Source organism: Neisseriales bacterium (genome assembly GCA_016699915.1).
Classification (GTDB): Bacteria; Pseudomonadota; Gammaproteobacteria; order Burkholderiales; family Q3-R57-64; genus Q3-R57-64.
On the sequence record CP064990.1, the window covers coordinates 452,555 to 477,515 of the forward strand.

General features: G+C 39.6%; 18 protein-coding genes and 1 tRNA gene. 11 read left to right on the top strand and 8 right to left on the bottom strand.

Features of this window, described 5'->3' with window-relative positions:
- From ssnA to IPK86_02185, 8 genes are all read left to right on the top strand, one after another.
- A complete protein-coding gene (gene ssnA, locus IPK86_02150) occupies positions 1-1,332 on the top strand; it encodes a putative aminohydrolase SsnA (protein ID QQS16997.1) in 1,332 nt (443 codons plus the stop codon).
- A gap of 41 nt (positions 1,333-1,373) precedes the next feature.
- Positions 1,374-2,150 carry a molybdopterin-dependent oxidoreductase FAD-binding subunit gene (locus IPK86_02155; protein QQS16998.1) on the top strand — a complete coding sequence of 259 codons (777 nt, stop codon included), beginning with the start codon at positions 1,374-1,376 and terminating at the stop codon, positions 2,148-2,150.
- The gene (locus IPK86_02160; GenBank protein ID QQS16999.1) at positions 2,150-5,032 is read left to right on the top strand and encodes a molybdopterin-dependent oxidoreductase Mo/Fe-S-binding subunit; all 2,883 of its coding nucleotides are present in this window, start codon (positions 2,150-2,152) and stop codon (positions 5,030-5,032) included. The genes IPK86_02155 and IPK86_02160 overlap by 1 nt, the downstream gene beginning before the upstream one ends.
- 52 nt (positions 5,033-5,084) lie before the next feature.
- The gene (guaD, locus tag IPK86_02165; protein ID QQS16269.1) at positions 5,085-6,410 is read left to right on the top strand and encodes a guanine deaminase; all 1,326 of its coding nucleotides are present in this window, start codon (positions 5,085-5,087) and stop codon (positions 6,408-6,410) included.
- 21 nt (positions 6,411-6,431) lie between these two features.
- Positions 6,432-7,784 carry an NCS2 family permease gene (locus IPK86_02170; GenBank protein ID QQS16270.1) on the top strand — a complete coding sequence of 451 codons (1,353 nt, stop codon included), beginning with the start codon at positions 6,432-6,434 and terminating at the stop codon, positions 7,782-7,784.
- A 108-nt stretch (positions 7,785-7,892) separates the two neighbouring features.
- Entirely contained in the window at positions 7,893-8,672 is a 780-nt protein-coding gene (gene modA / locus IPK86_02175; GenBank protein ID QQS16271.1) for a molybdate ABC transporter substrate-binding protein, read from the top strand.
- Between the two features lie 20 nt (positions 8,673-8,692).
- Positions 8,693-9,370 carry a molybdate ABC transporter permease subunit gene (modB, locus tag IPK86_02180; GenBank protein QQS16272.1) on the top strand — a complete coding sequence of 226 codons (678 nt, stop codon included), beginning with the start codon at positions 8,693-8,695 and terminating at the stop codon, positions 9,368-9,370.
- A 44-nt stretch (positions 9,371-9,414) separates the two neighbouring features.
- Entirely contained in the window at positions 9,415-10,209 is a 795-nt protein-coding gene (locus IPK86_02185) for an ATP-binding cassette domain-containing protein (GenBank protein ID QQS16273.1), read from the top strand.
- 27 nt (positions 10,210-10,236) lie between these two features.
- Here the strand turns inward: IPK86_02185 and clpB are convergent, their stop codons facing one another.
- The 8 genes from clpB to IPK86_02225 all read right to left on the bottom strand — a co-directional run bounded on the left by clpB (position 10,237) and on the right by IPK86_02225 (position 21,387).
- Positions 10,237-12,828 (bottom strand): ATP-dependent chaperone ClpB, encoded by a 2,592-nt coding sequence (clpB, locus tag IPK86_02190; GenBank protein QQS16274.1) that lies wholly within the window; start codon positions 12,826-12,828, stop codon positions 10,237-10,239.
- A gap of 141 nt (positions 12,829-12,969) precedes the next feature.
- Positions 12,970-14,796, bottom strand: coding sequence for a SurA N-terminal domain-containing protein (locus tag IPK86_02195; protein ID QQS16275.1), 1,827 nt, complete (start codon positions 14,794-14,796; stop codon positions 12,970-12,972).
- A 126-nt stretch (positions 14,797-14,922) separates the two neighbouring features.
- Positions 14,923-15,192, bottom strand: coding sequence for an HU family DNA-binding protein (locus tag IPK86_02200; GenBank protein ID QQS16276.1), 270 nt, complete (start codon positions 15,190-15,192; stop codon positions 14,923-14,925).
- Positions 15,193-15,370: 178 nt separating this feature from the next.
- Positions 15,371-17,812: an endopeptidase La gene (lon, locus tag IPK86_02205; GenBank protein ID QQS17046.1), complete on the bottom strand. Its 2,442-nt coding sequence runs from the start codon at positions 17,810-17,812 to the stop codon at positions 15,371-15,373.
- A 107-nt stretch (positions 17,813-17,919) separates the two neighbouring features.
- A complete protein-coding gene (clpX, locus tag IPK86_02210; GenBank protein QQS16277.1) occupies positions 17,920-19,194 on the bottom strand; it encodes an ATP-dependent Clp protease ATP-binding subunit ClpX in 1,275 nt (424 codons plus the stop codon).
- A 3-nt stretch (positions 19,195-19,197) separates the two neighbouring features.
- Complete coding sequence (gene clpP / locus IPK86_02215) at positions 19,198-19,806, bottom strand: ATP-dependent Clp endopeptidase proteolytic subunit ClpP (GenBank protein ID QQS16278.1); 609 nt, start codon at positions 19,804-19,806, stop codon at positions 19,198-19,200.
- 81 nt (positions 19,807-19,887) lie between these two features.
- The gene (locus IPK86_02220) at positions 19,888-21,267 is read right to left on the bottom strand and encodes a trigger factor (GenBank protein ID QQS16279.1); all 1,380 of its coding nucleotides are present in this window, start codon (positions 21,265-21,267) and stop codon (positions 19,888-19,890) included.
- A 35-nt stretch (positions 21,268-21,302) separates the two neighbouring features.
- A tRNA-Leu gene (locus tag IPK86_02225) sits at positions 21,303-21,387 on the bottom strand.
- A 172-nt stretch (positions 21,388-21,559) separates the two neighbouring features.
- Here IPK86_02225 and IPK86_02230 point away from each other — a divergent pair.
- From IPK86_02230 to rsmG, 3 genes are read left to right on the top strand one after another with little or no spacing between them, the layout of a single operon-like run.
- Positions 21,560-22,348 carry a 3'-5' exonuclease gene (locus IPK86_02230; protein QQS16280.1) on the top strand — a complete coding sequence of 263 codons (789 nt, stop codon included), beginning with the start codon at positions 21,560-21,562 and terminating at the stop codon, positions 22,346-22,348.
- Positions 22,349-22,382: 34 nt separating this feature from the next.
- Positions 22,383-24,287: a tRNA uridine-5-carboxymethylaminomethyl(34) synthesis enzyme MnmG gene (mnmG, locus tag IPK86_02235; protein ID QQS16281.1), complete on the top strand. Its 1,905-nt coding sequence runs from the start codon at positions 22,383-22,385 to the stop codon at positions 24,285-24,287.
- The gene (gene rsmG, locus IPK86_02240; protein ID QQS16282.1) at positions 24,259-24,909 is read left to right on the top strand and encodes a 16S rRNA (guanine(527)-N(7))-methyltransferase RsmG; all 651 of its coding nucleotides are present in this window, start codon (positions 24,259-24,261) and stop codon (positions 24,907-24,909) included. Before mnmG ends, rsmG begins: the two co-directional genes overlap by 29 nt.
- Positions 24,910-24,961: the final 52 nt, after the last annotated feature.

Consider the following 24,961-nt stretch of genomic DNA (forward strand, 5'->3'; position numbering starts at 1 on the left):
ATGATTTTGCTCAAAAATGTTATTGCTGTTGGAATAGAGCCCGCTTCTGTTCAGGAAGGCGTGGATATTGCGATTGATGGCACAGAGATTGTTGCTGTTGGGCAGCAGCTTGCTAGTCAGTATCCACATGCACAATTAAAAGACCTACAAGGTAAGCTTGTTATGCCCGGCATCGTTTGTTCACACAATCACTTTTATTCGGGCTTAGCAAGAGGCATCATGGCTGATATTCAACCTTGCCCCGATTTTGTATCCACACTTAAAAATCTGTGGTGGCGACTTGATCGTGCGCTGGATGAAGAAATACTATATTACAGTGGCCTTGTTTGTGTCATCGAAGCGATCAAAAATGGTTGTACAGCGGTAATTGATCACCATGCTTCACCGAAATTTATCAAAGGCTCTCTTAACACATTGCGCAAGGCTTTTTTAAAAGCTGGATTGCGTGGTATGACTTGTTATGAGACAACAGATCGCAATCATGGTTTGCGGGAACTAGAGGCAGGTGTGGAAGAAAATATCGTTTTTGCCCAGAGCATTGATGCGGATCGGGTCAAGCAAGCAACGCCTTATTTGGTAGAGGCGCATATAGGAGCCCATGCACCTTTTACAGTCTCTGATGCTGGTTTATCTTTGTTAAAAGAAGCCATTAATAAAACTAAACGCGGTCTTCACATTCATGTTGCAGAGGATGGCTATGATGTATCGCATTCACATCACCATTACGGTAAAGATATTGTTGTTCGGTTAAACGATGTGGGTTTGATTAACCAAAAAACTCTTTTAGGCCATGGTTTGTTTTTATCGGATGCAGATATTGCGATACTGAATGATAAAGATGGATTCTTGGTGCATAACGCTCGTTCAAATATGAATAATCAAGTCGGTTACAACCAACAATTAGCAAAGTTTAAGAATGTTGCCTTAGGAACAGATGGTATCGGTGCTGATATGTTTGAAGAACTCAAATTTGCATTTTTCAAACATCGCGATGCAGGTGGTGCGTTGTGGCCAGATAGTTTTTTACGATTTTTAGCTAATGGCAACATACTGCTTGAGCGTAATTTTAATGCTAAGTTTGGGCAGCTTAAAAAAGGCTATAAAGCCGATTTGACTATTTGCGATTATATGAGCCCAACACCTTTTGAATCTGCTAACTTACCGGGTCATTTTGCGTTTGGTATGAGCGCAAGTAGCGTTCATTCTGTTATGGTAGAAGGCAGCTTTGTTTATGAAAATCATGCATTTGCGTGGGATATATCACCTATTTATGCTGAAGCGAAGAAGCTAGCTAAAAAAATGTGGCAAGCAATGGATCAATTACCACGATAAGATAGGATTTAAAAAGACAAACAAGCAAGAGGAAGAAGAACATGATAGTGCAATTTTTTAAACCCAATACGATTGCTGAGAGTTTGGCATTGAAAGCGGAGTATGGTCGTAAAGCTGCTTACATGGGTGGCGGATCTAAACTGAATTCTGCTGCTGTACCACATCACGAAACAATTGCAATATCGCTATCGCTACTGAAGCTAGATGGTATTGTAAAACAAGGCAAGCAATTGGAAATTGGCGCTACAGCATCTTTACAAAATTTAGTTGAACATATGGATGTGCCTTATTCGCTTAAAGAGGCAGCCAAGCTTATTTATTCACGCCATCTGCGCAATCAAGCAACGTTAGGGGGAGAAATTGCAGCTTCGCAAGATACTTCAGTGTTGTTGCCTATTTTGCTTGTTTTGGAGGCCAACTTGCTATTGGATAATGGTGAGCAAGTAACGCTTGAGCGGTATTTATCTGAGAGACGGGGCGCTTTAATCCAAAAAGTGGTTCTGCCAGATGTAACTATTTCTGCTTCAACGCGTAAGATATCGCATACAGTTGATGGTTTGATTACATTAACTGCAGCTGTTTCTTTAACTGCTACTGGATCAATGCGTATTGCGTTAGATGGTGTTACTGATTGTGCGACCCGCTTAAGGGCTGTAGAAGCTATGAATTTAGAGGGTGAAGCATTGGAGCGAGCTGTTACGCAAGCGATTAAACCCAAGGGTGATATACTGCGAGGAAGTAGTGAATATAAGTCCTATATAGCGGGTATTGTTGTAGCGGATCTTTTAGTGAATTGCCAGCAGCAGGGGAGAAAGTAATGGAACTGAAATTTAATTTAAATGGCGTTTTTCAGCACATTCACTGCCAGCCTGGTCACAATGTACAAAAGTTACTTTTTCATGAGTTTGGTTTACATTCTGTACGAGATAGCGATAATGGTTTTGGGTTTGCCGGATCAGATGCTATTTTATGGAATGATAAAATTGTCAATGCCTCTTTATTAATTGCAGCACAGTTAGAGGGTACAGAAGTTAAGACGGCTGAAAGTTTAAGTAAGCCAAACTACCCCAGCCCAATACAGCAAGCGATGATTGACGTTGGAGCTGTACAGTCGGGTTATAACGAACCTGCGGTTGCTTTAGCTCTTACCGATTTACTCGCTCGTGTACCGCAACCTAACCGTGAAGATATAGAAGATGCATTAAGTGGTCTATTTGTACGTGATAACGGTTATCAACAGTACTATGAGGCTGTTGATTTAGTTATTCAGCGCCAAAAAACTTCTGTATCACAGAATGCACAAATTCCGGTGTTTGGTGGTGGTTTGCAATATGTTGGTAAACCATTGCCAAAATTAGATTCGATTAAAATGGTTCAAGCACAACCTTGCTATGTAGAGGATCGTATCACCAAACAGACTTGTGTTTTGAAAATTTTGCGTAGTGTTCATGCCCATGCCTATATTAAGCGCCTAGATGTTAGCCGTGCCGAAGCTTTGCCTGGTGTGCTACATGTTATTACTTACCGTAATTGTCCACAAATTCCTTACACGCCAGGTGGTCAGACTGCACCGGAGCCTTCTCCGTTAGATAGGCTAATGTTTGGTCAGAAGATGCGCCATGTCGGAGATCGTGTTGCGGGAGTCGTGGCTATTAACGAAGAAATTGCTGCACAGGCTCTCTTACTCATTCAGGTGGAGTATGAAGTACTTAAACCGGTCATGACGATTGAAGATGCCGAAGCGAGTAACGCACCCATAGTTCACAATGAGTTAATTGAGTATATTGTGGGTGCTCCAGATGATCTTGCTGAACAGAATCGATTAGCCGATCTTCGTGCAGGGAAAATGATTTTCAACTTTCCTATTGGCAGTGAACCGCGCCGAAATATTGCTGCAAGTTTCCATGGTCATATTGGGGATGTAGAGCGCGGTTTGCAAGAAGCGGATGTGGTGATAGAACGCACCTATCGCTCAACCCAAGCACAACAAACTCCTGTTGAAAACCATATTGCTTACAGCTATATGGATGGTGATCGCGTGATTGTGCACGCTTCAACGCAAGTGCCATTCCATGTACGCCGTGTGATTGCTAAACAACTGCAGATTCCGCAAACACGTGTACATGTTGTTAAAGAGCGGATTGGTGGCGGATTTGGCTCTAAGCAAGATATTTTAGTTGAGGAAGTTTGTGCTTGGGCAACTTTTGTTACAGGTAAACCTGTTTATTTCCATCACACACGAGAAGAAGAGTTTATTTGTACTTCTAGTCGCCATACGACGCGTGTTACCGTTAAGTTGGGGGCTAAAAAAGATGGAACATTGACCGCTATCTTTATGGACTTTGCCGCTAATACAGGCCCTTATGGCAATCACTCACTAACCGTGCCGAGTAACGGCCCTGCTTTAGCTTTGCCGCTTTACCCATGTGATAATGCTGGCTTTAAAGTAACGACCTACTACAGCAATATTTGTCCTAATGGTGCCTATCAAGGATATGGAGCGCCACAAGGCAATTTTGCACTCACGATGGCGATGGCTGAGCTGGCTAAAGAATTGGATATTGATCAGTTGACGATAATTGAGAAAAACCGTGTAGTGGAAGGAGAGGAGCTAGCTATTTTAGGTAAAGTAGGAGAGGGTAAAGTAGTACCAACCTCTATTCCTCGAGCATCTAGTTGCGCACTGGAAGAAATTCTAAAACAGGGACGTCAATTGATTGGTTGGGGTACTCCAAAAGAATCTTTGCTTGGTAGAGATTGGAAAGTAGGTCGTGGCTTAGCACTGATTCAGCAAAAATCTGGTATTCCTGATATTGACCAAGCGAACTGCCATGTTCGATTGATTTCCGATGGGACTTTTATTGTTCATTCTGGTGGCGCCGATATTGGCACAGGATTGGATTTAGTCGTTTCAAAATTAGTGGCTGAAATGCTATTTTGCCCAATTGAGCATGTATTGGTGCTCTCGGGTGACACTGACCACGCACCCTTTGATAAAGGTGCTTATGCTTCATCTGGTACCGTGTTTTCAGGTAATGCTGCAAAACTTGCTGCAGAGGCTGTTCGTCAGTTAATATTAAAGTCTGCTGCAAAAATTTTAAACGAACCCATGTCTGCTTTAAGCATTGTTTACCCGGGCATCATCAAAGGCAAAACTTCGTCAGTTAGCTATCAAGAAATAGCACGTAATGCTGAGACTGGTACAGGTTTTGGACAAATTGAAGGATTAGGTACTTATATTACTCCTGAATCCTGTTTCCCATATGGCGCTAATTTTGCTGAGGTGGCTGTTAATATACGTACTGGCGAGATTCGTTTAGAAAAATTCTATGCCTTTTTGGATTGTGGAACACCTATCAATCCTGAACTTGCCTTAGGTCAAGTATATGGGGCTAGTATGCGCGCCATTGGACATAGCATGTATGAAGCTATTCTTTATGATGACCAATGTATACCACTCACGCGTGATCTAAAATCGTATGGTGCACCAAAAATTGGTGATATTCCGCGCGATTTTAGGGCTTTTCTTGTGCCAAGTGATGATAAGGTTGGGCCGTATGGATCAAAATCTATTTCAGAAATTGGTATGAATGGTGCTTCACCATCAATTGCTGCGGCAATTCACGATGCTTGTGGTGTTTGGTTAAGGGAATGGCACTTTAAACCCGAAAGGATTTTGCGTGGCTTGGGTAAATTTTAAAAATTTAGCCTATATGGCGCGAGCGCTTTTCAGTTATCATTGGGGTAGCTAGATGAAAGAACAGAGTGTAGCTCAAGCAGTGCGGGGTTCCTTATTAGATTTTATCAAACCAGTGCAAACCGCACAGCAGCTTGCTTCACAATTTCGGTATATTGAGGATGGATTATTAATTCTCATAGATGGCAAAATAAACTGGTCTGGTTCTTGGGAAACTGGTCAGTTTTTATTGCCCGAAAATTGTTCGGTCACCCATTATCCAAATAAATGGATTCTGCCAGGCTTCATTGATACCCATATTCATTTCCCGCAGATGGAAATGGTGGGTGCGTATGGCGAACAGTTGCTTGAATGGTTAAATCGCTATACCTTTCCAACCGAAATGCGTTATGCTGACCAAGCCTATGCTACCACGATGGCATCTGTTTTTATCAAGGAATTGTTGCGCCATGGTACTACAACTGCACTAGCACTATGTACCGTTCATCCTGAATCGGTAGATGCCCTATTTCAAGCAGCAGATGCTATCAATATGCGCATGATCGCAGGTAAAGTCATGATGGATCGCAATGCACCAGCAGCTTTATTGGATACTCCTGAGGATAGCTATACAGATAGCGAACAATTAATTAAAAAATGGCATAAATACCATCGTTTGCTTTATGCTATTACCCCTCGTTTTGCGCCTACTTCAACAGATAAGCAGTTAGCCTTGGCAGGGCAATTAAAGCAGGCCTATCCGGATACCTATGTTCATACGCATTTATGCGAGAACTTAGATGAGATTAAATGGGTGCAATCCCTCTTTCCGAAACATAAAAATTATTTGGATGTGTACCATTCCTATGGTTTAACTGGATCGCATAGTGTTTTTGCGCATGGTGTACATTTAAATGAGGATGAGTGGGATTGCCTAGCACAAACAGACTCTACCATAGCATTTTGCCCGACTTCCAATTTATATCTTGGTAGCGGTCTTTTTTGTCACTCAAAGGCACAAGAAAAGCAAGTTCGGGTTGGTCTTGGTACGGATATTGGCGCAGGAACCAGTATGTGTCAATTACAGACACTCAATGAAGCTTATAAAGTTACGCAGCTACAACACTACTCATTCTCAGCATTAGAAGCATTTTATATGATTACGATAGGAGGCGCTAAAGCTTTATCGCTTGACCATTTGATCGGTAATTTTGATATGGGTAAAGAAGCCGATTTTGTTGTTATTGATCCGATCGCAACGCCCTTACAGAAGTTGCGTTATCATCGTTCTTCTAGCCTAATAGAAAAGCTGTTTGCGTTAATTGTACTTGGCGATGACCGTTCCATTTATCGTACTTATGTAAATGGTGACATGGCGTTTGCTCGAGAAGAATTTCGATAATCTTTATATTAAGAGGCAAATATGGCAGATACTAAATCAAACTGCACAGCCAAACTGGCATTAGGTAAGTTTTTTCTTATTCCTGAACGTGGCAGTTCAATCAAACAAGAATTGATTGCAGGATTGACCACCTTTTTAGCTATGGTGTATTCCATTTTTGCAGTGCCTGGCATGCTTAAAATAGCTGGTTTTCCTGCTGAAGGCGTTTTTATAGCCGTATGCTTATTGTCAGCTTTTGGTTCTTTATTAATGGGTTTTTGGGCCAAGTTACCAATGGCTATTGGTTGCGCGATCTCATTAACTGCTTTTACAGCCTTTAGTTTTGTATTAGGTCAAAAAGTACCCGTTCCTGTCGCGTTGGGCGCTGTATTTTTGATGGGTATTATCTTTACCTTAATTACGGTAACGGGTATCCGTGCATGGATACTTAAGAATTTACCGCTTGGTATTGCACATGGCACAGGCATTGGTATTGGCCTATTTTTATTGCTGATTGCTGCTAATAGCGTTGGTTTAGTTATTGAAAATCCAGAGCAAGCTGGTTTACCAGTAAAGTTAGGTGAATTCACTTCTTTTCCCGTTATCATGTCTTTATTAGGGTTAGCAGCCATTTTTGGATTGGCTAAACGCGGTTTTTCGGGAGGTATTTTGCTCGTTGTAGCCGTGATTTCGTTTATCGGCTTAATTATTGATCCGAATGTTGTTTACACTGGATTTATGTCTTTTCCATCCTTTTCTCCTGAATCTTCCTTGATTGGAAAGCTTGACATCAGCGGGGCATTAGACATTGCTGTTTTACCTGTTGTGTTAGCGTTGGTCATGACAGCAATTTTTGATGCTACTGGAACGATTCGCGCAGTAGCTGGGCAAGCCGAATTGATCGGTAAAGATGGTCAGATTATTAACGGTGGTAAAGCTCTAACCTCTGACTCAATCAGCAGTATTTTTGCAGGTTTGATCGGTGCATCGCCTGCGGCAGTTTATATTGAATCGGCTGCTGGTACCGCAGCAGGGGGAAAAACAGGTCTAACGGCTGTTGTAGTGGGTTTACTTTTCTTATTAATGTTATTTTTTTCACCACTTGCCAATTTGGTACCAACCTATGCAACGGCGCCAGCTTTAATGTATGTTGGTTTACTGATGTTAAGCAATGTGAGTAAGCTTGATATGCAAGATTTTGTTGACGCTTTATCGGGTTTGGTGTGCGCTGTATTTATTGTCCTTACTTGTAACATTGTCACTGGCATTATGCTGGGTTTTGCGTCGTTGATTGTTGGACGCGTTGTTTCTGGAGAGTTTAATAAACTCAATATTGGCACGGTGATTATTGCAGGTATACTCGTTGCTTTTTATGCGGGTGGCTGGGCCATTTAAGTTTTAGTTGAGAAAAAAGCAACAGGATAAACGCACCATGCCTCGTTGGTGAGGAATGGTGCGTTTTTTTAGCATCTTATTTATTCTATTTAAAAAAAACTTTGAGTGATGTTACTATATCAAATAACATTAAGAAAGTTATGCATTAGGTTGAGCTATTGCTTTTTATTATGTCTACCGCTATTTGCCAGAGCAGAAATTTTACAAATTGCTGTTGCTGCTAATGTGCAAGAACCATTCGAAGAAATCGCAAAAATTTTTCAAATTAAAACTGGTATCGAAGTTAAATATACTATCGGATCTACTGGAAAATTTGTTGCACAGATTATACATGGCGCTCCTTTTGATCTTCTTTTATCGGCAGACATGGAATACTTGGCAAAATTGCATCAAATGCATTTGACCGCATCAACTCCCAAATCTTATGCTAGTGCACGATTGATATTATGGACAACACATACGTTTGATTTAAAAAACTGGGTTAATTTATTGCAATCCAATCAAATAAAGCGCATCGCAATAGCGCACCCTGACTTTGCTCCATTTGGCAAAATAGCATTAAAAGTATTGCAAGCGTGTCACCTGATAAATAAAATCGAGCACAAACTCGTCTATGGTAACAGTGTTGCACAAACGAACCAATATATCGCAACAGGTCACGCCGATCTTGGTTTTACTGCACAATCCATTATCTTTACTCAAGCATTTGCTAAAGCTGGAAAGTGGATTTTTATTCCGCAGCATCTCTATCCATCCATTAAGCAGGGAGTTGTTATTATCAAATCCACACGTCATCTTGCTGCTGCTAGAAAGTTTATTGAATTATTAAATAGCTCAACTGCACATGCTATTTTTAAGCGCTACGGTTATAGGCTACATAACAACTAGCAATCAGAAAGGCAAACATCATGGATTTTACTTCAATAAATTGGCAGCCTTTTTATTTGACTTCTAAATTGGCATTAGCAACAACTTTATCCTTGCTTCCAATAGGGATTATCTTAGCTAAATGGATGATTCATTCCCGTTTATCGATTTTGTTAGAGACTATAGTAAACTTGCCACTGATTTTACCGCCTTCTGTTCTTGGTTTTTATACGTTACTGGCAATGAGTCCGCATCTGGCGTTTGGTAAGTGGTTACTTGAAAAATGCGATATTCAGCTTTTATTTACCTTTAAAGGCCTTATCATCGGTTCAATTTTGTATAGCCTTCCTTTTATGGTGCAACCGATTCGTGTTGCTTATACAGCCATCCCAAAGAATTTGTTAGAAGCTTCTAAAACTTTTGGTAAGTCGGCATGGAAAACTTTTTGGTGCATTGAGATACCTTTAATTCGCTCTGGATTACTTGTTGGATTAGTCATGGCTTTTGCGCATACTGTAGGCGAATTTGGTTTAGTTTTGATGATTGGGGGAGGTATTCCTGGGATTACTAATGTTGTTTCTATTGCGATTTACCATGAAGTAGAAATGAATCACTATGCTCAAGCCAATCTTTATGCATTAATTTTAGTTGTTTTTAGTTTTTCAATTTTATTTACTTTAAATTTATTCAACCGTCGCTATCAATTTTTTAATTCATGATTCATTTTAATTTTTCATTTGCTTACCATGATGCCACATTTAAGATGAGTGGTCATATTCACGCAAAAGAGTTGATTGGATTATCTGGTCCTTCTGGTGCCGGAAAATCAACCTTATTACGCCTATTAGCTGGTCTAGAAAGAGCATATGATGGTCGGTTAGTGGTTGATGACGTAATCTGGTTTGATGCTAAACAACAAATATGGTTACCTCCTCAAAAGCGTCCGATTGGTCTTATTTTCCAAGATGGAGCTTTATTTCCTCATATGACAGTTAAAGAGCAAATTTTCTACGCAGGTAATTCAATAGATACAAAATGGATTGATGAGCTGATCAGATTAACTGGTCTAACTAAGTTAGTATATCGCTATGCACATGAGTTATCGGGAGGTCAGAAACAGCGTGTAGCTTTAGCGCGAGCATTAGCTCGAAAACCAAAATTGCTACTATTAGATGAACCACTCAGCGCTCTTGATCAAGGCGCAAAGGAAAAATTGCAAGCTTTATTGCAGCGCGCTCACGAAAAATATCTGACTTATACGATTCTTGTATCGCATGATATCGCAGAGCTATTATCTTTAAGTCACCGCGTCTTTAAATGTGAAAAAGGACGAATTATCCAGTGTGGTATTCCATACCAAATACTTTTACCCAATACTTCCCAAGCTCTATCAGCACAGGTTCTGGACAAATGCTATGTCAATCATCAATGGACATTAACTTTGCGAATTGAGCAAACAATATTCAATATCAAGGTATCAGCAAAAAAAGCCAAAGCCTTACAAAAAAACCAAGTTATTCAGCTGCATCCAAAAACATTTAAAGTGATCATTAATTAAGTCACGCTTTTTTTAGTGTTTGTGTTGTCAAGTTGCCGAAATATTCTCAAATATAAACTCGTCACTAATATAGTCGACCTTGATTGTACTATACGGCATATAGCTATTTTCTAGAATAGCTTTTGCGATCGGATTTTCTATTCGATTTTGAATAGCGCGTCTAAGGGGTCGTGCGCCATATACAGTATCGAATCCTATTTTTGCAATAGCCTTTATTGCCTTGTCTGTTATATTGAGTAGAAGATTCAGTTTTGATAAACGTTTTTCTAATCCACGCAATTGTATACGTGTGATTGCCTCTAACTGTGTAGCATTCAACGCATGAAAAACAACCATTTCATCAATACGATTGATGAATTCTGGCCTAAAATTTGTTTTAACTTCTTCTAATACTGCTGATTTGATGTCTTTATACGAGCTATGATTTATTTGCGAAATATGCTGGCTGCCAATATTAGAAGTCATCACAATAACCGTGTTTTTAAAATTTACTGTTCGTCCATGGCTATCTGTTAATCGCCCTTCATCCAATACTTGTAGTAATAAATTGAACACATCTGGATGCGCTTTTTCGATTTCATCAAATAACACAACACTATAAGGTTGCCTTCTAATTTTTTCAGTAAGATATCCACCTTCTTCATAACCGACGTAACCAGGTGGTGCACCGATTAATTTTGCTACCGCATGTTTTTCCAAAAATTCTGACATATCAATACGAATCAGATGGCTTTCTGAATCAAATAAGAAATTAGCCAGCGTTTTACATAGTTCTGTTTTACCAATACCAGTTGGCCCTAAAAATAAAAATGAGCCATAAGGTTTACTTGGGTCAGCAAGTCCTGCTCTAGATCGACGAATAGCATTGACGACCGCATTGATAGCTTCATCTTGTCCAACGATACGCTCGTGTAAAATAGCTTCCATATTTTGTAATTTGATTTTCTCTCCCTGCAATATTTTAGAGACAGGTATACCGCTAATACTCGATACGATTTCAGCTATTTCTTCTTCTCCAACCTCTGTACGCAACAAGCGATGTTGCAAAGTGGAACCAGTATCCATTTCCTGGATAGATTTTAAGCGTGCTTCAAGTTCTGGTAATTGTCCATATTGTATTTCGGCTAAAGCCTGCCAGTTTCCTTGTCGTTTGAGTGTTTCCATTTGCATTTGAAGTTTATCAATTTTTTCTTTGATTTGTTGGCTGCCTGCGATATCCTGCTTTTCTGCTTGCCATATTTTTTCTAATGCTTGATAGCCAGATTCATCTTTTACAATTTCTTCTTCGATAGCTGCCAATCGTTTTTTAGATAATTCATCAGGCTCTTTTTTCAACATTTCTCGTTCGATTTTCAGTTGGATTAAGCGCCGATCCAGTTTGTCCATCGCTTCTGGTTTGGAATCTAATTCTATTTTAATACGGCTTGCCGCCTCATCAATTAGATCTATAGCCTTGTCTGGTAAATAGCGATCACTGATATAACGATTACTCAACTCTGCCGCCGCTACAATCGCCGGATCAGTAATTTGAACACCATGGTGAATTTCATAACGTCCATGTAAGCCTCGTAAAATCGCAATTGTATCTTCCACGCTTGGTTCATTGACTAAGATTTTTTGGAAACGTCGCTCCAATGCGGCATCTTTTTCGATACACTGACGATATTCATCTAATGTTGTTGCGCCAATACAATGCAATTCACCTCGTGAGAGAGCGGGTTTTAACATATTGCCAGCATCCATTGATCCTTCTGTCTTGCCAGCACCCACCAACATGTGAATTTCATCAATAAAAATTAATACATTACTCCCACTACTGGAGAGCTCTTTGAGCACAGCCTTTAGGCGTTCTTCAAACTCACCTCTGTATTTAGCGCCAGCGACCAAGGATGCTAAATCAAGTACCAATAGTTGTTTATTTTTAAGTGATTCAGGTACTTCTCCTTGCACAATACGTTGTGCAAGACCCTCAACAATTGCAGTTTTACCAACGCCGGGTTCTCCAATGAGAACAGGATTATTCTTGGTGCGTCGTTGTAAAACTTGAATCGTACGACGTATCTCATCATCTCGCCCAATGACTGGATCAAGCTTGCCTTGCTTTGCGCGTTCTGTTAAATCCAACGTATATTTCTTCAGTGCTTCACGCTGAATTTCAGCATCTTGTTGAGTCACAGATTGTCCTTGTCGCATTGTTTGAATAGCTTTCTCAATATTATTTTTTTGTATACCAAATGATCTGAGTAAATCACTAATTGGCAAATGGCTATCTAATAAAACCAGTAAGAATAATTCACTTGCAATAAAACTATCTTGCCAAAGTGCCGCTAATTTTTCAGTGAGATTTAATAGATTATTTAATTCACGGCTAAGCGTGATTTCGCCATCATGTTTAACTATTTTAGGAAAATGCCGTAGCGATTGGTCAAGTGCATTTTTTAATGCAGCCAAATCAATTTTATGTTCATAAATAAGCCTAAAAACAGTACCATTTTGGTCAGCAAGCAGAGCAAGTAGTAAATGCTCTGGCTCCACAACATTATGATCATGTGTCAGCGCAAGATGCTGCGCTTCCAAGAGCGCCTGCTGGAAAGTGTGAGTTAATTGATCGAATCGCATAGCGATCTACCTAAAAAATTACATAGTACCCTAACCTTAAATTTGGGTGCTATGAGATAATTTTCAAGCGATATTTACAAGCAAAAATCAGCAGATTTTAATCTTGTGCTATAGAGCTATGATGGCAAAAACGACTTCAGGCTAATGTTCGCTCGGATATACAATTGATATTTTGTCCCTTAACGCTCTAATATAAGCAGCAATTTGCGCGAAGCTAAAATTCTCCTCAAGTTGAGCGGAGAACTGTGCTTTTTCGGCTGGGGTCAATGTACTGGATTTAGTTTTGACAGCGTCAATTCTTATAAGCCAATAGGCGTTTTGGTTTGTTTTAAAGCCAACATAGGTTGGTAATACTGTAACAGGTGTTGTAAAAATGCGACGAATAGCTGCTGGAGGAAGTATTTGTTCTGGCATACTAAGCGATGCAATCAAAGGTCCTTGCCATGCAAGGGGTATTTTTTGACCATGTTTTAAAGCACGAAGCGTTGATTGAGCTTTATTCAAAGCAAGGCGACTTGCTTTTTGTTTAGTCAGTAACTGAATAATGGTAGGTGTTGCTTCTTTAAGCGTTAAAGTACGAGCAGGACGTTTTTCCTTGACTTGTAATACCAACAAGCTATCATCGTTTAATCGAATGACATCGCTGATTTTCTGGTGTTGATAAATGTTCGATTTAAAAATCTGCGCTAATACTTGAGGTTGACTCAAGTATGGATGCGTTGTTGTTTGGCTAGTCAGCCAGTCTGCATGTTGAACCGTACATTTTAGGGTTGCAGCAATTGTTGTCAAAGATTGGCCATCGTAGACCATTTTAGCCAATAATCGACCATTTTTTCTCATAGCCACCTTTTGTGCTTTTTCTTGTAATTGCGCAACGATAATGGGTTTAACGGTACTGAAGTTGTCTTTGCGAATAGCCTCAACTTTAATTAAATGATAACCGTACTGCGTTACAACAATATTGCTGACTTCGCCAATTTTTAGCGCAAAAGCCACTTCTTCAAAAGGTTTAACCGTCATACCACGACTAATTTCACCAATATTACCACCTTGCTCAGCAGAGCCAGTGTCTTGGGAGTATGCTTTAGCTAAAGTACTAAATTGAGAGGGGTTTAAGCGCAGCTGTTTTAATAAGGTCTGTATTTTTTGTTTTGCTTGAGTTTTTTCAGTATCGGTGCTCTGTACAGGCACTTGAATAAGAATATGTGAAATTTTTCGCTTTTCGAATTCAGCTTGATGAGTGTTATAGTAGGCTGCAACCTCTTTTGGGGATATAAAAGTATTTTTATTGGGTGATACGGTAATAAAATCAACCTTTGCCGCTTCAGGTTGTTTAAAATTTTTCATGTTTTGTTGATAATAAAGACCAATTTCTTTTGACGTGATCTGTACTTGCTCTAAAAAAGCAGTGGGTTCAAATTTAGCAAGCTGTACAATGCGTTTTTGTGAAAATAAAGCAGAGAGCCATTCAACTTGTTGTTGAGCGATAAATTGCCCTGCTAGAAACGGTGAAAGTTGTACCTGCACTAAAAACTGCTTCCTAACAGCAGCTTCAAATTCCTTCGCTGTTTCGCGACGGCTTTCCAGTAAATAGCGATAACGTAGCTGACTAAATTGCCCCGCCTCTTGTAGCTGAGGAATAGATAAAATAATTTTGGCAATTTGCTCATCATTGACCATGACATGCTGATCTTCTGCTTCAATCGCTAAGAGGTTATGGCCGATTAATTCATCAAGCACTTGTTGCTTGATTTGTGCTGTTACAGCAATATTACCGTTAGCTTTTAAACGTTCTATTGCACGCGCAAAATCATTTGATGTAACCGTCAAATGCCCAACTTTTGCTAGATAGTTACCACCTTGGCTAGACCAACGATAGCTGCCAACACCAAAACCAACAAAAGTCAAAGCAATGATTCCTAAGATCAAGCCAATGGTTAAGCGGTGTTTTTGGACAAAATCAAACATGATGATCTTTCGTGGCAAATAAACAAAAAAGGCGAATCAAGCAATCCACCTTTTTTGTTTTAATTTTGCTTATAAACAGCCACAATACAAATAAGATAGCTATCGTTTACTTTAGTCGTTAACAAATTACAGCGCATCTTTCAAAGCTTTTCCTGCGCGAAATTTAGGAGAAAGTGAAGCTGGTATCTTGATAACTGCACCGGTTTTTGGGTTACGTCCATTGCGCGCGGCACGCTTGCCTACGTAGAATGTACCAAATCCAATCAAAGTTACCGTGTCACCCTTATTTAAGGCTTTGGCAATAGCACCTAACGCACCATTTAAAGCAAGACCTGCTGCAGCTTTAGAAAGTTTAGCGGATTTTGCTATGTCATCAATTAATTCAGATTTATTCATGTTAAACCCTACTCATGTAATAGTTGATAAACTCACTACAAAAACGACTATCCCACCAGTTTCTGCCGAATAAACCATTCCAGCAGTAAGGCTACTTTATAGCAAGGAAAAAATCCCTCTGTCAAGCAATAAAGCGGATAAAACAGGTTTTATGCTATTTTTTATATGGTGTTAGCAATCAGTGTGCAAGTTCAGCAGATGAAACTGAAGGCTCTGCTACAACAATCGAAGCGGGTAGTATAAGGTCATTTATCTTGTCAGACAGAGTTTCTGGTAGCCTTTCCAAAGAAAGGGCAAAAACTTCATCAACCCATTTAACCGGCTTGATAATTAGTTTTTCCTGGATATTTTTGGGAGTTTCTGCCAAATTCTTCATATTACCTTGAGGGATCAATACATATTTGATCCCACCACGTAAAGCTGCGAGTAATTTTTCTTTCAGCCCGCCGATAGGTAATATTTCGCCACGTAAAGTAATTTCGCCTGTCATCGCAACGTCAGCTCGAACAGGAATATTGGTTAAAGTTGAGGCAATAGCTACCGCCATTGCAATCCCTGCACTTGGCCCATCTTTTGGGGTTGCGCCTTCTGGGACATGGATATGCATGTCTGTTTTTTCATAAAAATCAGACTGAATACCCAATTGTTTCACTCGGCTACGCACAACGCTCATTGCAGCGCTAATAGATTCTTGCATTACTTCACCTAGTTGCCCAGTACGAATAATTTGACCTTTACCTGGCATCGCTGTTGATTCTATGGTAAGTAATTCGCCACCCGTTTTTGTCCATGCAAGACCTGTCACCAAACCAACGCGGTTATCTGTTTCTGCTATCCCAAAATCAAAACGATGTACTCCCAAAAATTTATCAAGATTTTTGCTTGTGATGACTTTGTGATACCAACTTCGTTGGTGAAGCTGTTGGTGAGTAACGGTTTTACGACAAATTTTAGCAATTTCTCGGTCTAGGTTACGAACACCAGCTTCTTGAGCGTAGTAGCGTATAATATCCCGAATCGTGTTTTTTTGAATCAGTAATTCATCTTTTTTAACGCCATTGGCTTCCATTTGCTTAGGAATCAAATATTTCATAGCAATGTTTATTTTTTCTTCTTCCGTATAACCTGCTAAGCGAATAATTTCCATGCGATCCAATAGTGCAGATGGAATATTCAGCGAGTTCGCAGTGGCAACAAACATCACATCAGAAAGATCGTATTCCACTTCAATATAGTGATCAATGAATGTATGATTTTGTTCCGGATCCAAGACTTCCAGCAAAGCCGACGCTGGATCACCTCGATACGAATCCATACCCATTTTATCAACTTCATCAAAAAGGAAGAGCGGATTTTTAACTCCCGATTTAATAATATTTTGTAAAATTTTGCCAGGCATGGAACCAATATAGGTGCGCCGATGGCCTCTAATTTCCGCTTCATCACGAACGCCTCCTAATGCCATACGCGTAAATTTTCGATTCGTTGCCCTTGCAATAGATTGTCCTAATGAGGTCTTACCTACACCCGGTGGGCCGACTAAACATAAGATAGGCGCTTTTAAATGATTGGTGCGACGTTGTACAGCAAGATATTCTAAAATCCGTTCTTTAACCTTTTCTAAACCATAGTGGTCTTCTTCTAAGATTTTTTCAGCGTCCCGTATATCTTGACTTATTTTTGTTTTTTTCTTCCAAGGTAAACTTAACAACGTATCAAGATAATTACGCACAACAGAGGCTTCAGCAGATAATGGTGACATAGAGCGCAATTTTTTAAATTCGGACAATGCTTTAGTTTGTGCTTCTTTAGACATACCAGATGTTTGAATTTGTTTTTCAATTTGCTCAAAATCACTTAATTCATCATTTTCTCCGAGCTCTTTTTGAATTGCCTTAACCTGCTCGTTGAGGTAGTATTCACGTTGGCTTTTTTCCATCTGTTTTTTAACGCGCCCACGAATGCGTCTTTCGGCCTGCAAAATATCAATTTCGCTTTCCATATGACGAAACAAACTCTCAAATTGCTTTTCAAGACTCAATGTTTCTAAAATTTCCTGCTTTTGTTCAACCTTAATAGGCAATTGTGCTGCAATAGCATCTACCAAAGCATTAGCCGATTCGATATCTTCCAGTGAATTAATAATTTCCGGTGGGATTTTTTTGTTTAACCTAACCAATTGCTCAAATTGATTCAATAGCGCCCTTCGCATTGGCTCCACTTCCTTGTTTTCTGCATCGCTCGTAACCAACTCTGTTACCTTGGCATGCCAATAATCTTCTTCATACAGCACATCAATTTTTGCTCGACAATGACCTTCCACTAATACTTTTGCTGTTCCATCAGGAAGTTTAAGGAGTTGCAATATTGTCGCAATAACGCCTATAGAATAAAGTTCACTAGGTGTTGGGTCTTCTTGAGAAGTGGTGCGTTGAGCGACTAATAGTATTTTTTTATCTGCTCCCATTGCCGCTTCAAGTGCCTTAACAGATCTTGCTCGCCCAATCAGCAGTGGAATAACCATATAGGGAAACACCACGACATTACGCAATGGTAGTAAAGGCAGCGTTATTTCTTTTGTTGAGGCTACTATCGTGTTATCTGAAATTTTATCTGTCATAGTTTTTGTTTCTATAAAACGTTGTAAGTTTTTATAAGAAGTAACAGCTCGGTCTAATAATCGTTTTAACTGGTTAGCCATGTACGGTACTCTTATCGCATATCGCATCAGGCCGACTGAGCAGATAAAGACTCAATGTTTTTGTTAAGATGATAAGTAATCAAAGGTTTTTCTTTTAGTTTAATGGTCGCTTCATCAACAACAATCCTATCTATATCTTGCAGATGGGGTAGGTCGTACATAATATCAAGTAGTACATCTTCAATAATTGAGCGTAAGCCTCGTGCTCCTGTCTTTTTGGCAAGTGCTTTTTTAGCGATCGCTCGTAATGCTGCAGGTTTAAATTCTAAGGTTGCACCTTCCATTCTAAATAGTTTTTGATATTGCTTAACCAATGCGTTTTTGGGTTGTGTCAAAATAATAACCAGCGCTTCTTCATCCAGCTCTTCGAGTGTACTGATGATAGGTAACCGACCAATCAATTCTGGAATAAGGCCAAATTTAATTAAATCCTCAGGTTCGACTTCTCGAAGTAGCGTAGCTGTTGAGGTCGTTGTATTTTTGCTTAAAATTTCAGCGCTAAATCCCATACCGCTTTTACCTAAACGGTTCATAATCGTGTGGCTTAAGCCATCAAAAGCTCCACCACAAATGAATAAAATATTAGCAGTATCTACTTGAACAAAATCTTGATTGGGGTGTTTACGACCACCTTGGGGTGGTACGGAAGCTACGGTTCCTTCTATAAGCTTCAATAAAGCCTGTTGAACGCCTTCTCCAGATACATCGCGGGTAATAGACGGGTTGTCAGACTTTCTTGAAATTTTGTCAATTTCATCAATATAAACAATGCCGCGTTCTGCTTTTTTGATATCGTAATCACATTTTACTAATAGTTTTTGAATAATTTGCTCAACATCTTCTCCGACATAACCAGCTTCAGTTAACGTAGTTGCGTCAGCAATGACAAAAGGTACGTCTAAAATTTTAGCAAGTGTTTGAGCCAACAGGGTTTTACCAGAACCCGTTGGACCAATAAGTAAAATGTTGCTCTTGGATAACTCTATATCATCTTGCACATCTTGCTGCACTGATATAAGACGCTTGTAATGGTTATATACGCTCACCGCAAGAGATTTTTTAGCTGCTTCTTGAGCGATGACATAATCATCCAATGTAGCCCGTATTACTTTTGGTGTTGGCAATTGACTTGATGCTGATGGTTCTACCGTCTGTTCTTTTGGTATATGCTCTTGTAGCATTTCGCTACACAATTGAATACATTCATCACAAATATAAACTTGGGGACCTGCTACAAGGCGATGTACCTCGCGTTGATTTTTACCGCAAAACGAGCAAAGCAAAAGCGTTTCTTCTGTCATAACTTACTGTCTTAAATGAGGTCGAACGGTTAAGATTTCGTCAATTAAACCATATTGTTTTGCATCCTGCGCCGACATAAAATGGTCACGGTCGGTATCAGTTAGAATTTCCTTTACTGTACGATTGCAGTGCTTAGCCATTAATTCGTTTAATTTTGCTTTGGTATCAATCAATTCCCTTGCATGTATTTCAATGTCCGAAGCCTGCCCTTGCAATCCTTTTACATGAGGTTGATGAATCATAATACGACTATTTGGTAGGGCAAAACGTTTATTTTTTTGGCCAGCTGACAATAAAAATGCGCCCATACTAGCAGCTTGTCCTAAACAAAGCGTTGAAATATCTGGTTTGATAAAATTCATCGTGTCATAAATCGAAAAACCCGCAGAAATAGATCCGCCCGGTGAATTAATATAGAGAAAAATATCTTTTTCTGGATTTTCTGCTTCCAAAAATAAAAGTTGCGCAACCACTAAATTCGCTGTTTGATCATTAATTAATCCAACCATAAAAATAATACGCTCTTTAAGTAAGCGGGAATAAATATCATAAGCACGTTCACCGCGGCCACTTTTTTCAACAACCATCGGTACCAAATTTGCTTCAAACATATTTTCTTATCCTATAGTCCTGTATACCTACTATTTTTTTAATAGCTTCTTCATTTTAGGTAATTACTGTTTTTTGACCAACTAAACATCGGATTTTTTATTGATCTGGGGCGACTTAACGTTTTTTCTCTTTGCGGAAGAAGGTTTAGAAATTGACTTTATTGGTTGTATCTCCATGATTTCAGCAAAAGTAACAGGTTGCTCGACCAATTTGACCTGTTGAAGCACCCATTTAATGACTGTTTCTTCTAACGCAATCTTTGCAGCACTCGCCAAGCGATTTTTATCGGCATAGTACCAATCTATAATTTTTTTCGGATCCTCATAAGTGTCCGCAATGTGATCAACCGTCGTTTTGATATCCTCAGGTTTAGCTGTTAGCTGTTGGGATTGAATAATTTGACTAAAAATGATATTAAGCGCCACATTGCGCTCGGCATTTTTTTGGAAAATTTGGCGCGGCAATGATTTTACTCCCTTATCGCTTTGTGACAAACGTTTTTCTGTATCTTCAACCAAACGCTGTATTTCTTTTTCTACTAAACAAAGCGGAAGTTTTATAGGCACTGCTTCTAACAGCATATTCATGACATTTTCGCGTGTTTTAAAATATAAACGGCGATCTACTTCTTTTTCAATATTACTGCGTACTGCTACAAGAAGTTTATCAACATCGCCATCTACGATCCCTAACTTTTTTGCAAAAGTAGTATCTAAATTTGGCAGGGACGGTTCCTCTATTTTCTTTACAGTAATAACAAATTCTGCAGTTTTTCCAGCTAACGTTGGGCTATGATAATCCTTCGGAAAGGGTACTTTAACTGTATTGGTTTCTCCTACCTGCATACCGATAATTGATTTTTCAAATGCTGGCAGTAGCCGTCCTTGACCCAAAATTAACACAAAATCCGCTGCTTTACCTCCTTCAAATGGTTTTTTACTGAGCGTGCCCTCAAAGTCAATTGTGATACGATCACCACTACATGCAGCACGCTTTATTAAGTTAAATTGGACATGCTGTTTTCGCAACATTAACACTGTTTGATCAATGTCTTCATTTGTTACTACTGTCGTTGGTTTATTGACTGTTTTTGTAAATAGATCTTGAATGAGCACTTCTGGATACACTTCGAATATTGCTTTAAAACTAAATACATTGCCATCAGTTGGTTGATCACTTAGCTCGAATTCAGGTACGCCGACGATTTGTAGGTTATGATCAGACAAAGCTTGCTCAAAGCTACTATTGACTAATTCTCCGATAACTTCACGGCGGATAGACTGGCCATAATTTGCTGCAATAATAGAAAGCGGTGCTTTACCAGGTCGAAATCCAGCGATTTTTGTGCGGACAGATAAATGTTTTAATCGTTCTGCTATTTTCTGCTCAATAACTGGTGCTGGAATCGCAATATGCATTTTGTGCTGGAGATTAGCTAACTTATCAAGCTTTACTTGCATAACCAAACCTTAAATTTTAGGGTTGAACAAATTTTTGGTGCGAAAGGAGGGACTCGAACCCTCACAGGTCACCCCGCTGGAACCTAAATCCAGTGCGTCTACCAATTCCGCCACTTTCGCTTAATTAGCCAACATAATTTAAATATTTTCCACAATGGTTAACACTAAAAATAACCTTATTGAAGGCAAATCAAAGCAGGAATCGTGTGAATCTAGATAGCAAACACTATGCTATCATTTCCACTATAATCATATCATATCCATATATTGATATCTCATGAAGAATCACAGTATGAACAAGATCTTAGTGTTTGATATTGAAACTGTGCCCGATATCAAAGGCTTACGCCTTATTCATCGTTTACCGCATACAACGCAAGATGAGGCAGTCTATCAATTTGCACTTCGCGTTCGTCGTGAACAGGGACAGAGCGATTTTTTTCCTGTACATTTACAAAAAGTGATAGCAATTTCTTTTTTGTATCGACAAAAAGAAAGCGACATACATATTGGTACTATTGGTCACTTAGGGGACGATGAGCCAATACTACTTACAAAATTTTTTCAAAAAATTGACAAATATTTACCCATACTTGTTTCGTGGAATGGGAATGGTTTTGATTTACCCGTTTTACAACATCGAAGCCTAGTTCATGGCATCTCGTCATTCTGTTATTGGAATACAGAAGGCGAAGCAAAATGGCAAAACTATCTCAACCGCTATCAATTTCGCCATATTGATTTGATGGATATTTTATCGCGCTATCAACTTCAATCACGTGCTTCTTTATCGGATATGGCGAGATTATGTGGTTTTCCAGGCAAACTAGATATGGATGGTAGCGATGTTTGGCAAGTCTTTCAAGAGGGTGATTTGCAAAAAATTCGCAACTACTGCGAGGGAGATGTAGTAAATACCTACCTCTTATTTTTGCGTTTTCAGCGGCTGCGTGGACTATTAACGCAAGAATATTATGAAGATGAAATACAGTTACTGCAGTCTTGGCTAAAAAAACAAGATAGTCTGTACTGGCAACAATTTCTTGAAGTATGGCAACCCGCAACGGTTGCTATCCATTAAATAGCTATGCTGGGAATAATTTTTGGGTTGACCTGTGATACATCCGATTAAATATGACGTAATTGTTGTAGGGGCTGGTCATGCCGGAACAGAGGCTGCTCTAGCTGCAGCGCGCGTGGGTTGCCAAACCCTGCTCATTACACATAATCTAGACACACTAGGTCATATGTCTTGTAATCCATCCATTGGTGGTATCGGAAAAGGTCAGCTTGTCAAAGAAATTGATGCTTTGGGTGGCATTATGGGACGAGCAGCTGATATATCTGGCATACAGTTTCGCACTCTCAATAGTAGTAAGGGTCCCGCAGTCAGATCCACGCGCGCTCAAATTGATCGCATGCTCTATAAAATTACAATCCGTCGCGCACTAGAAAATCAACCCAATTTGATGCTCTGTCAAATGGAAGTAGAGGATATACGCATATTAAATGGCACGGTTTCAGAAATATTAACAAGTGCTGGCGTTGCCTTTAAAGCGAAGGCTATTGTATTAGCAACCGGTACATTTTTGGCGGGCAAAATCCATATTGGCTTAAAGCATTATTCGGGCGGACAAGCAGGTCATCCTGCATCAGACAAATTAAGCAATTGCTTGCAGTCTATTGCGCTACCCGTTGCAAGACTAAAAACGGGAACACCGCCTCGTATTGACGGGCGCACAATTAATTTTACAGCCTTAGTTAAACAGCCCAGCGATGATCCTTTGCCCTCCTTCTCTTCTTTAACTAAAACCCCTGACCATCCTCGTCAAATTCCTTGTTGGATTACAAGAACGAATGCCAAAACAAAAGAGGTAATACTTAAGTCGCTAGATCGCAGCCCTATGTTTACAGGACTCATTAAAAGCGTTGGGCCGCGCTATTGCCCTTCTATTGAAGATAAAGTTCACCGCTTTGCACACCGTGATGGGCATCAAATTTTTCTAGAACCAGAGGGTCTCAATACATACGAATACTATCCTAATGGTTTAGCGACGAGTTTGCCATTCGATACACAGTTAGCATTAATTCATACGATTCCCGGTCTTGAAGACGCACATATTTTACGACCTGGGTATGCCATTGAATATGATTACTTTGACCCACGTTTCCTTAAAACTTCTTTGGAAAGTAAAATTATCCAAGGATTGTTCCTTGCGGGTCAAATTAATGGCACAACAGGCTATGAAGAAGCCGCAGCACAGGGATTACTTGCCGGGATTAATGCTGCAAGATTCGCTAAATCTTTGCCATCATGGTCACCTGAGCGCCATGAAGCTTATTTGGGTGTTATGGTTGACGATTTAATTACCAAGGGAGTATCCGAGCCTTACCGTATGTTCACTAGTCGCGCAGAATATCGCCTACAGCTTCGAGAAGATAATGCTGATATACGTTTGACTGGTATTGGACGCAAACTAGGATTAGTTCCTGATGAACAGTGGCAAATTTTTGTAAGTAAACAAATGGCCATAGAAAAAGAAATCGCTCGACTTGCCAAAATCTGGGTGGATCCTCGCCAGCTGTCCGACAGGGAGCAGAGAACTATTTTGGGGCAGCTGATTGAACATGAATACACGTTGTATGATCTATTGAGACGACCTCATATTACTTATGATGAGCTCATGGCACTTTCCTTGGCACAACCCGATATACCGCTTGCTACAACTATAAAAGAAGCTGTTGAGACACAAATTAAATATCAAGGTTATATTCAGCGCCAAGCTAAAGAAATTGCTAAAAATCAGTATTTGGCACAAATCACGCTTCCTTCTTACTTTGATTATTCACAATTAGAAGGGTTGTCTTGCGAAGCGCGACAAAAACTTAATCAACATCAACCAGAGACTTTGGCTCAAGCTGCAAGAATTTCTGGTGTTACACCTGCTGCCATTAGTTTACTCATGGTTTACGCTAAACGTGGTTTTAAATGTGATGCAGCCGACTCCTGCACACATTGACCCGCTCATTCGTCGGCTGAATTTAATATTCAACCATTACCAGCTTGAGCAATGCTGTGCTTTGTTAGCTTTACTTGCCAAGTGGAATCATACCTATAACCTTGTTTCGGCTAACAGCATAAAACAACTAGTTAGTTACCATTTGCTAGATGCATTAACTATTGCAAACAGCATAAAACAGTTATGCCCTAAAAATATTTTAGATGTCGGGTCAGGAGCAGGTTTCCCCGGTATACCATTGGCAATCGCATTACCTAAAACAAGTGTCACGTTAATTGATTCGAGCCAGAAAAAAACTGCTTTTTTGCGCCAAGCGAAAATAGAAATTGCAATACCTAATATCCACGTTGTCACTCAAAAAGTGGAGAGTTGGCAAACACCGATACTTTTTGATTGCATCGTAAGTCGTGCATTTTCTACGCTGGCAATTTTCACACAAAAAACACGCCATCTTATCGCTCAACAAGGCAAGTGGTTTGCTATGAAAGGAGATTTATCAATGATTGATTTTGAAGTTTTGCCCGTTGATATTGTTATTAGTCGAGTTATTGCTTTGACAATACCTGATGTTAAAGCTACACGTCATTTGATTGTATTGAATCATCAAAATACTGCTTTGTAGCATTGCCAAAATGGTGTTTTGGTCTTACTATTGCAATCTTTACAATTTTAGT

Excerpts from the sequence above, each read along its gene's own strand:
- IPK86_02155 (QQS16998.1), top strand. The coding sequence starts at position 1,374 with ATGATAGTGCAATTTTTTAAACCCAATACGATTGCTGAGAGTTTGGCA.
- modB (QQS16272.1), top strand. The coding sequence starts at position 8,693 with ATGGATTTTACTTCAATAAATTGGCAGCCTTTTTATTTGACTTCTAAA.
- IPK86_02200 (QQS16276.1), bottom strand. The coding sequence starts at position 15,192 with ATGAATAAATCTGAATTAATTGATGACATAGCAAAATCCGCTAAACTT.
- clpP (QQS16278.1), bottom strand. The coding sequence starts at position 19,806 with ATGTTTGAAGCAAATTTGGTACCGATGGTTGTTGAAAAAAGTGGCCGC.
- IPK86_02185 (QQS16273.1), top strand. The coding sequence starts at position 9,415 with ATGAGTGGTCATATTCACGCAAAAGAGTTGATTGGATTATCTGGTCCT.
- IPK86_02170 (QQS16270.1), top strand. The coding sequence starts at position 6,432 with ATGGCAGATACTAAATCAAACTGCACAGCCAAACTGGCATTAGGTAAG.
- clpX (QQS16277.1), bottom strand. The coding sequence starts at position 19,194 with ATGACAGAAGAAACGCTTTTGCTTTGCTCGTTTTGCGGTAAAAATCAA.
- IPK86_02160 (QQS16999.1), top strand. The coding sequence starts at position 2,150 with ATGGAACTGAAATTTAATTTAAATGGCGTTTTTCAGCACATTCACTGC.
- lon (QQS17046.1), bottom strand. The coding sequence starts at position 17,812 with ATGACAGATAAAATTTCAGATAACACGATAGTAGCCTCAACAAAAGAA.
- IPK86_02195 (QQS16275.1), bottom strand. The coding sequence starts at position 14,796 with ATGTTTGATTTTGTCCAAAAACACCGCTTAACCATTGGCTTGATCTTA.
- IPK86_02220 (QQS16279.1), bottom strand. The coding sequence starts at position 21,267 with ATGCAAGTAAAGCTTGATAAGTTAGCTAATCTCCAGCACAAAATGCAT.
- guaD (QQS16269.1), top strand. The coding sequence starts at position 5,085 with ATGAAAGAACAGAGTGTAGCTCAAGCAGTGCGGGGTTCCTTATTAGAT.
- IPK86_02230 (QQS16280.1), top strand. The coding sequence starts at position 21,560 with ATGAACAAGATCTTAGTGTTTGATATTGAAACTGTGCCCGATATCAAA.
- clpB (QQS16274.1), bottom strand. The coding sequence starts at position 12,828 with ATGCGATTCGATCAATTAACTCACACTTTCCAGCAGGCGCTCTTGGAA.
- modA (QQS16271.1), top strand. The coding sequence starts at position 7,893 with ATGTTACTATATCAAATAACATTAAGAAAGTTATGCATTAGGTTGAGC.
- ssnA (QQS16997.1), top strand. The coding sequence starts at position 1 with ATGATTTTGCTCAAAAATGTTATTGCTGTTGGAATAGAGCCCGCTTCT.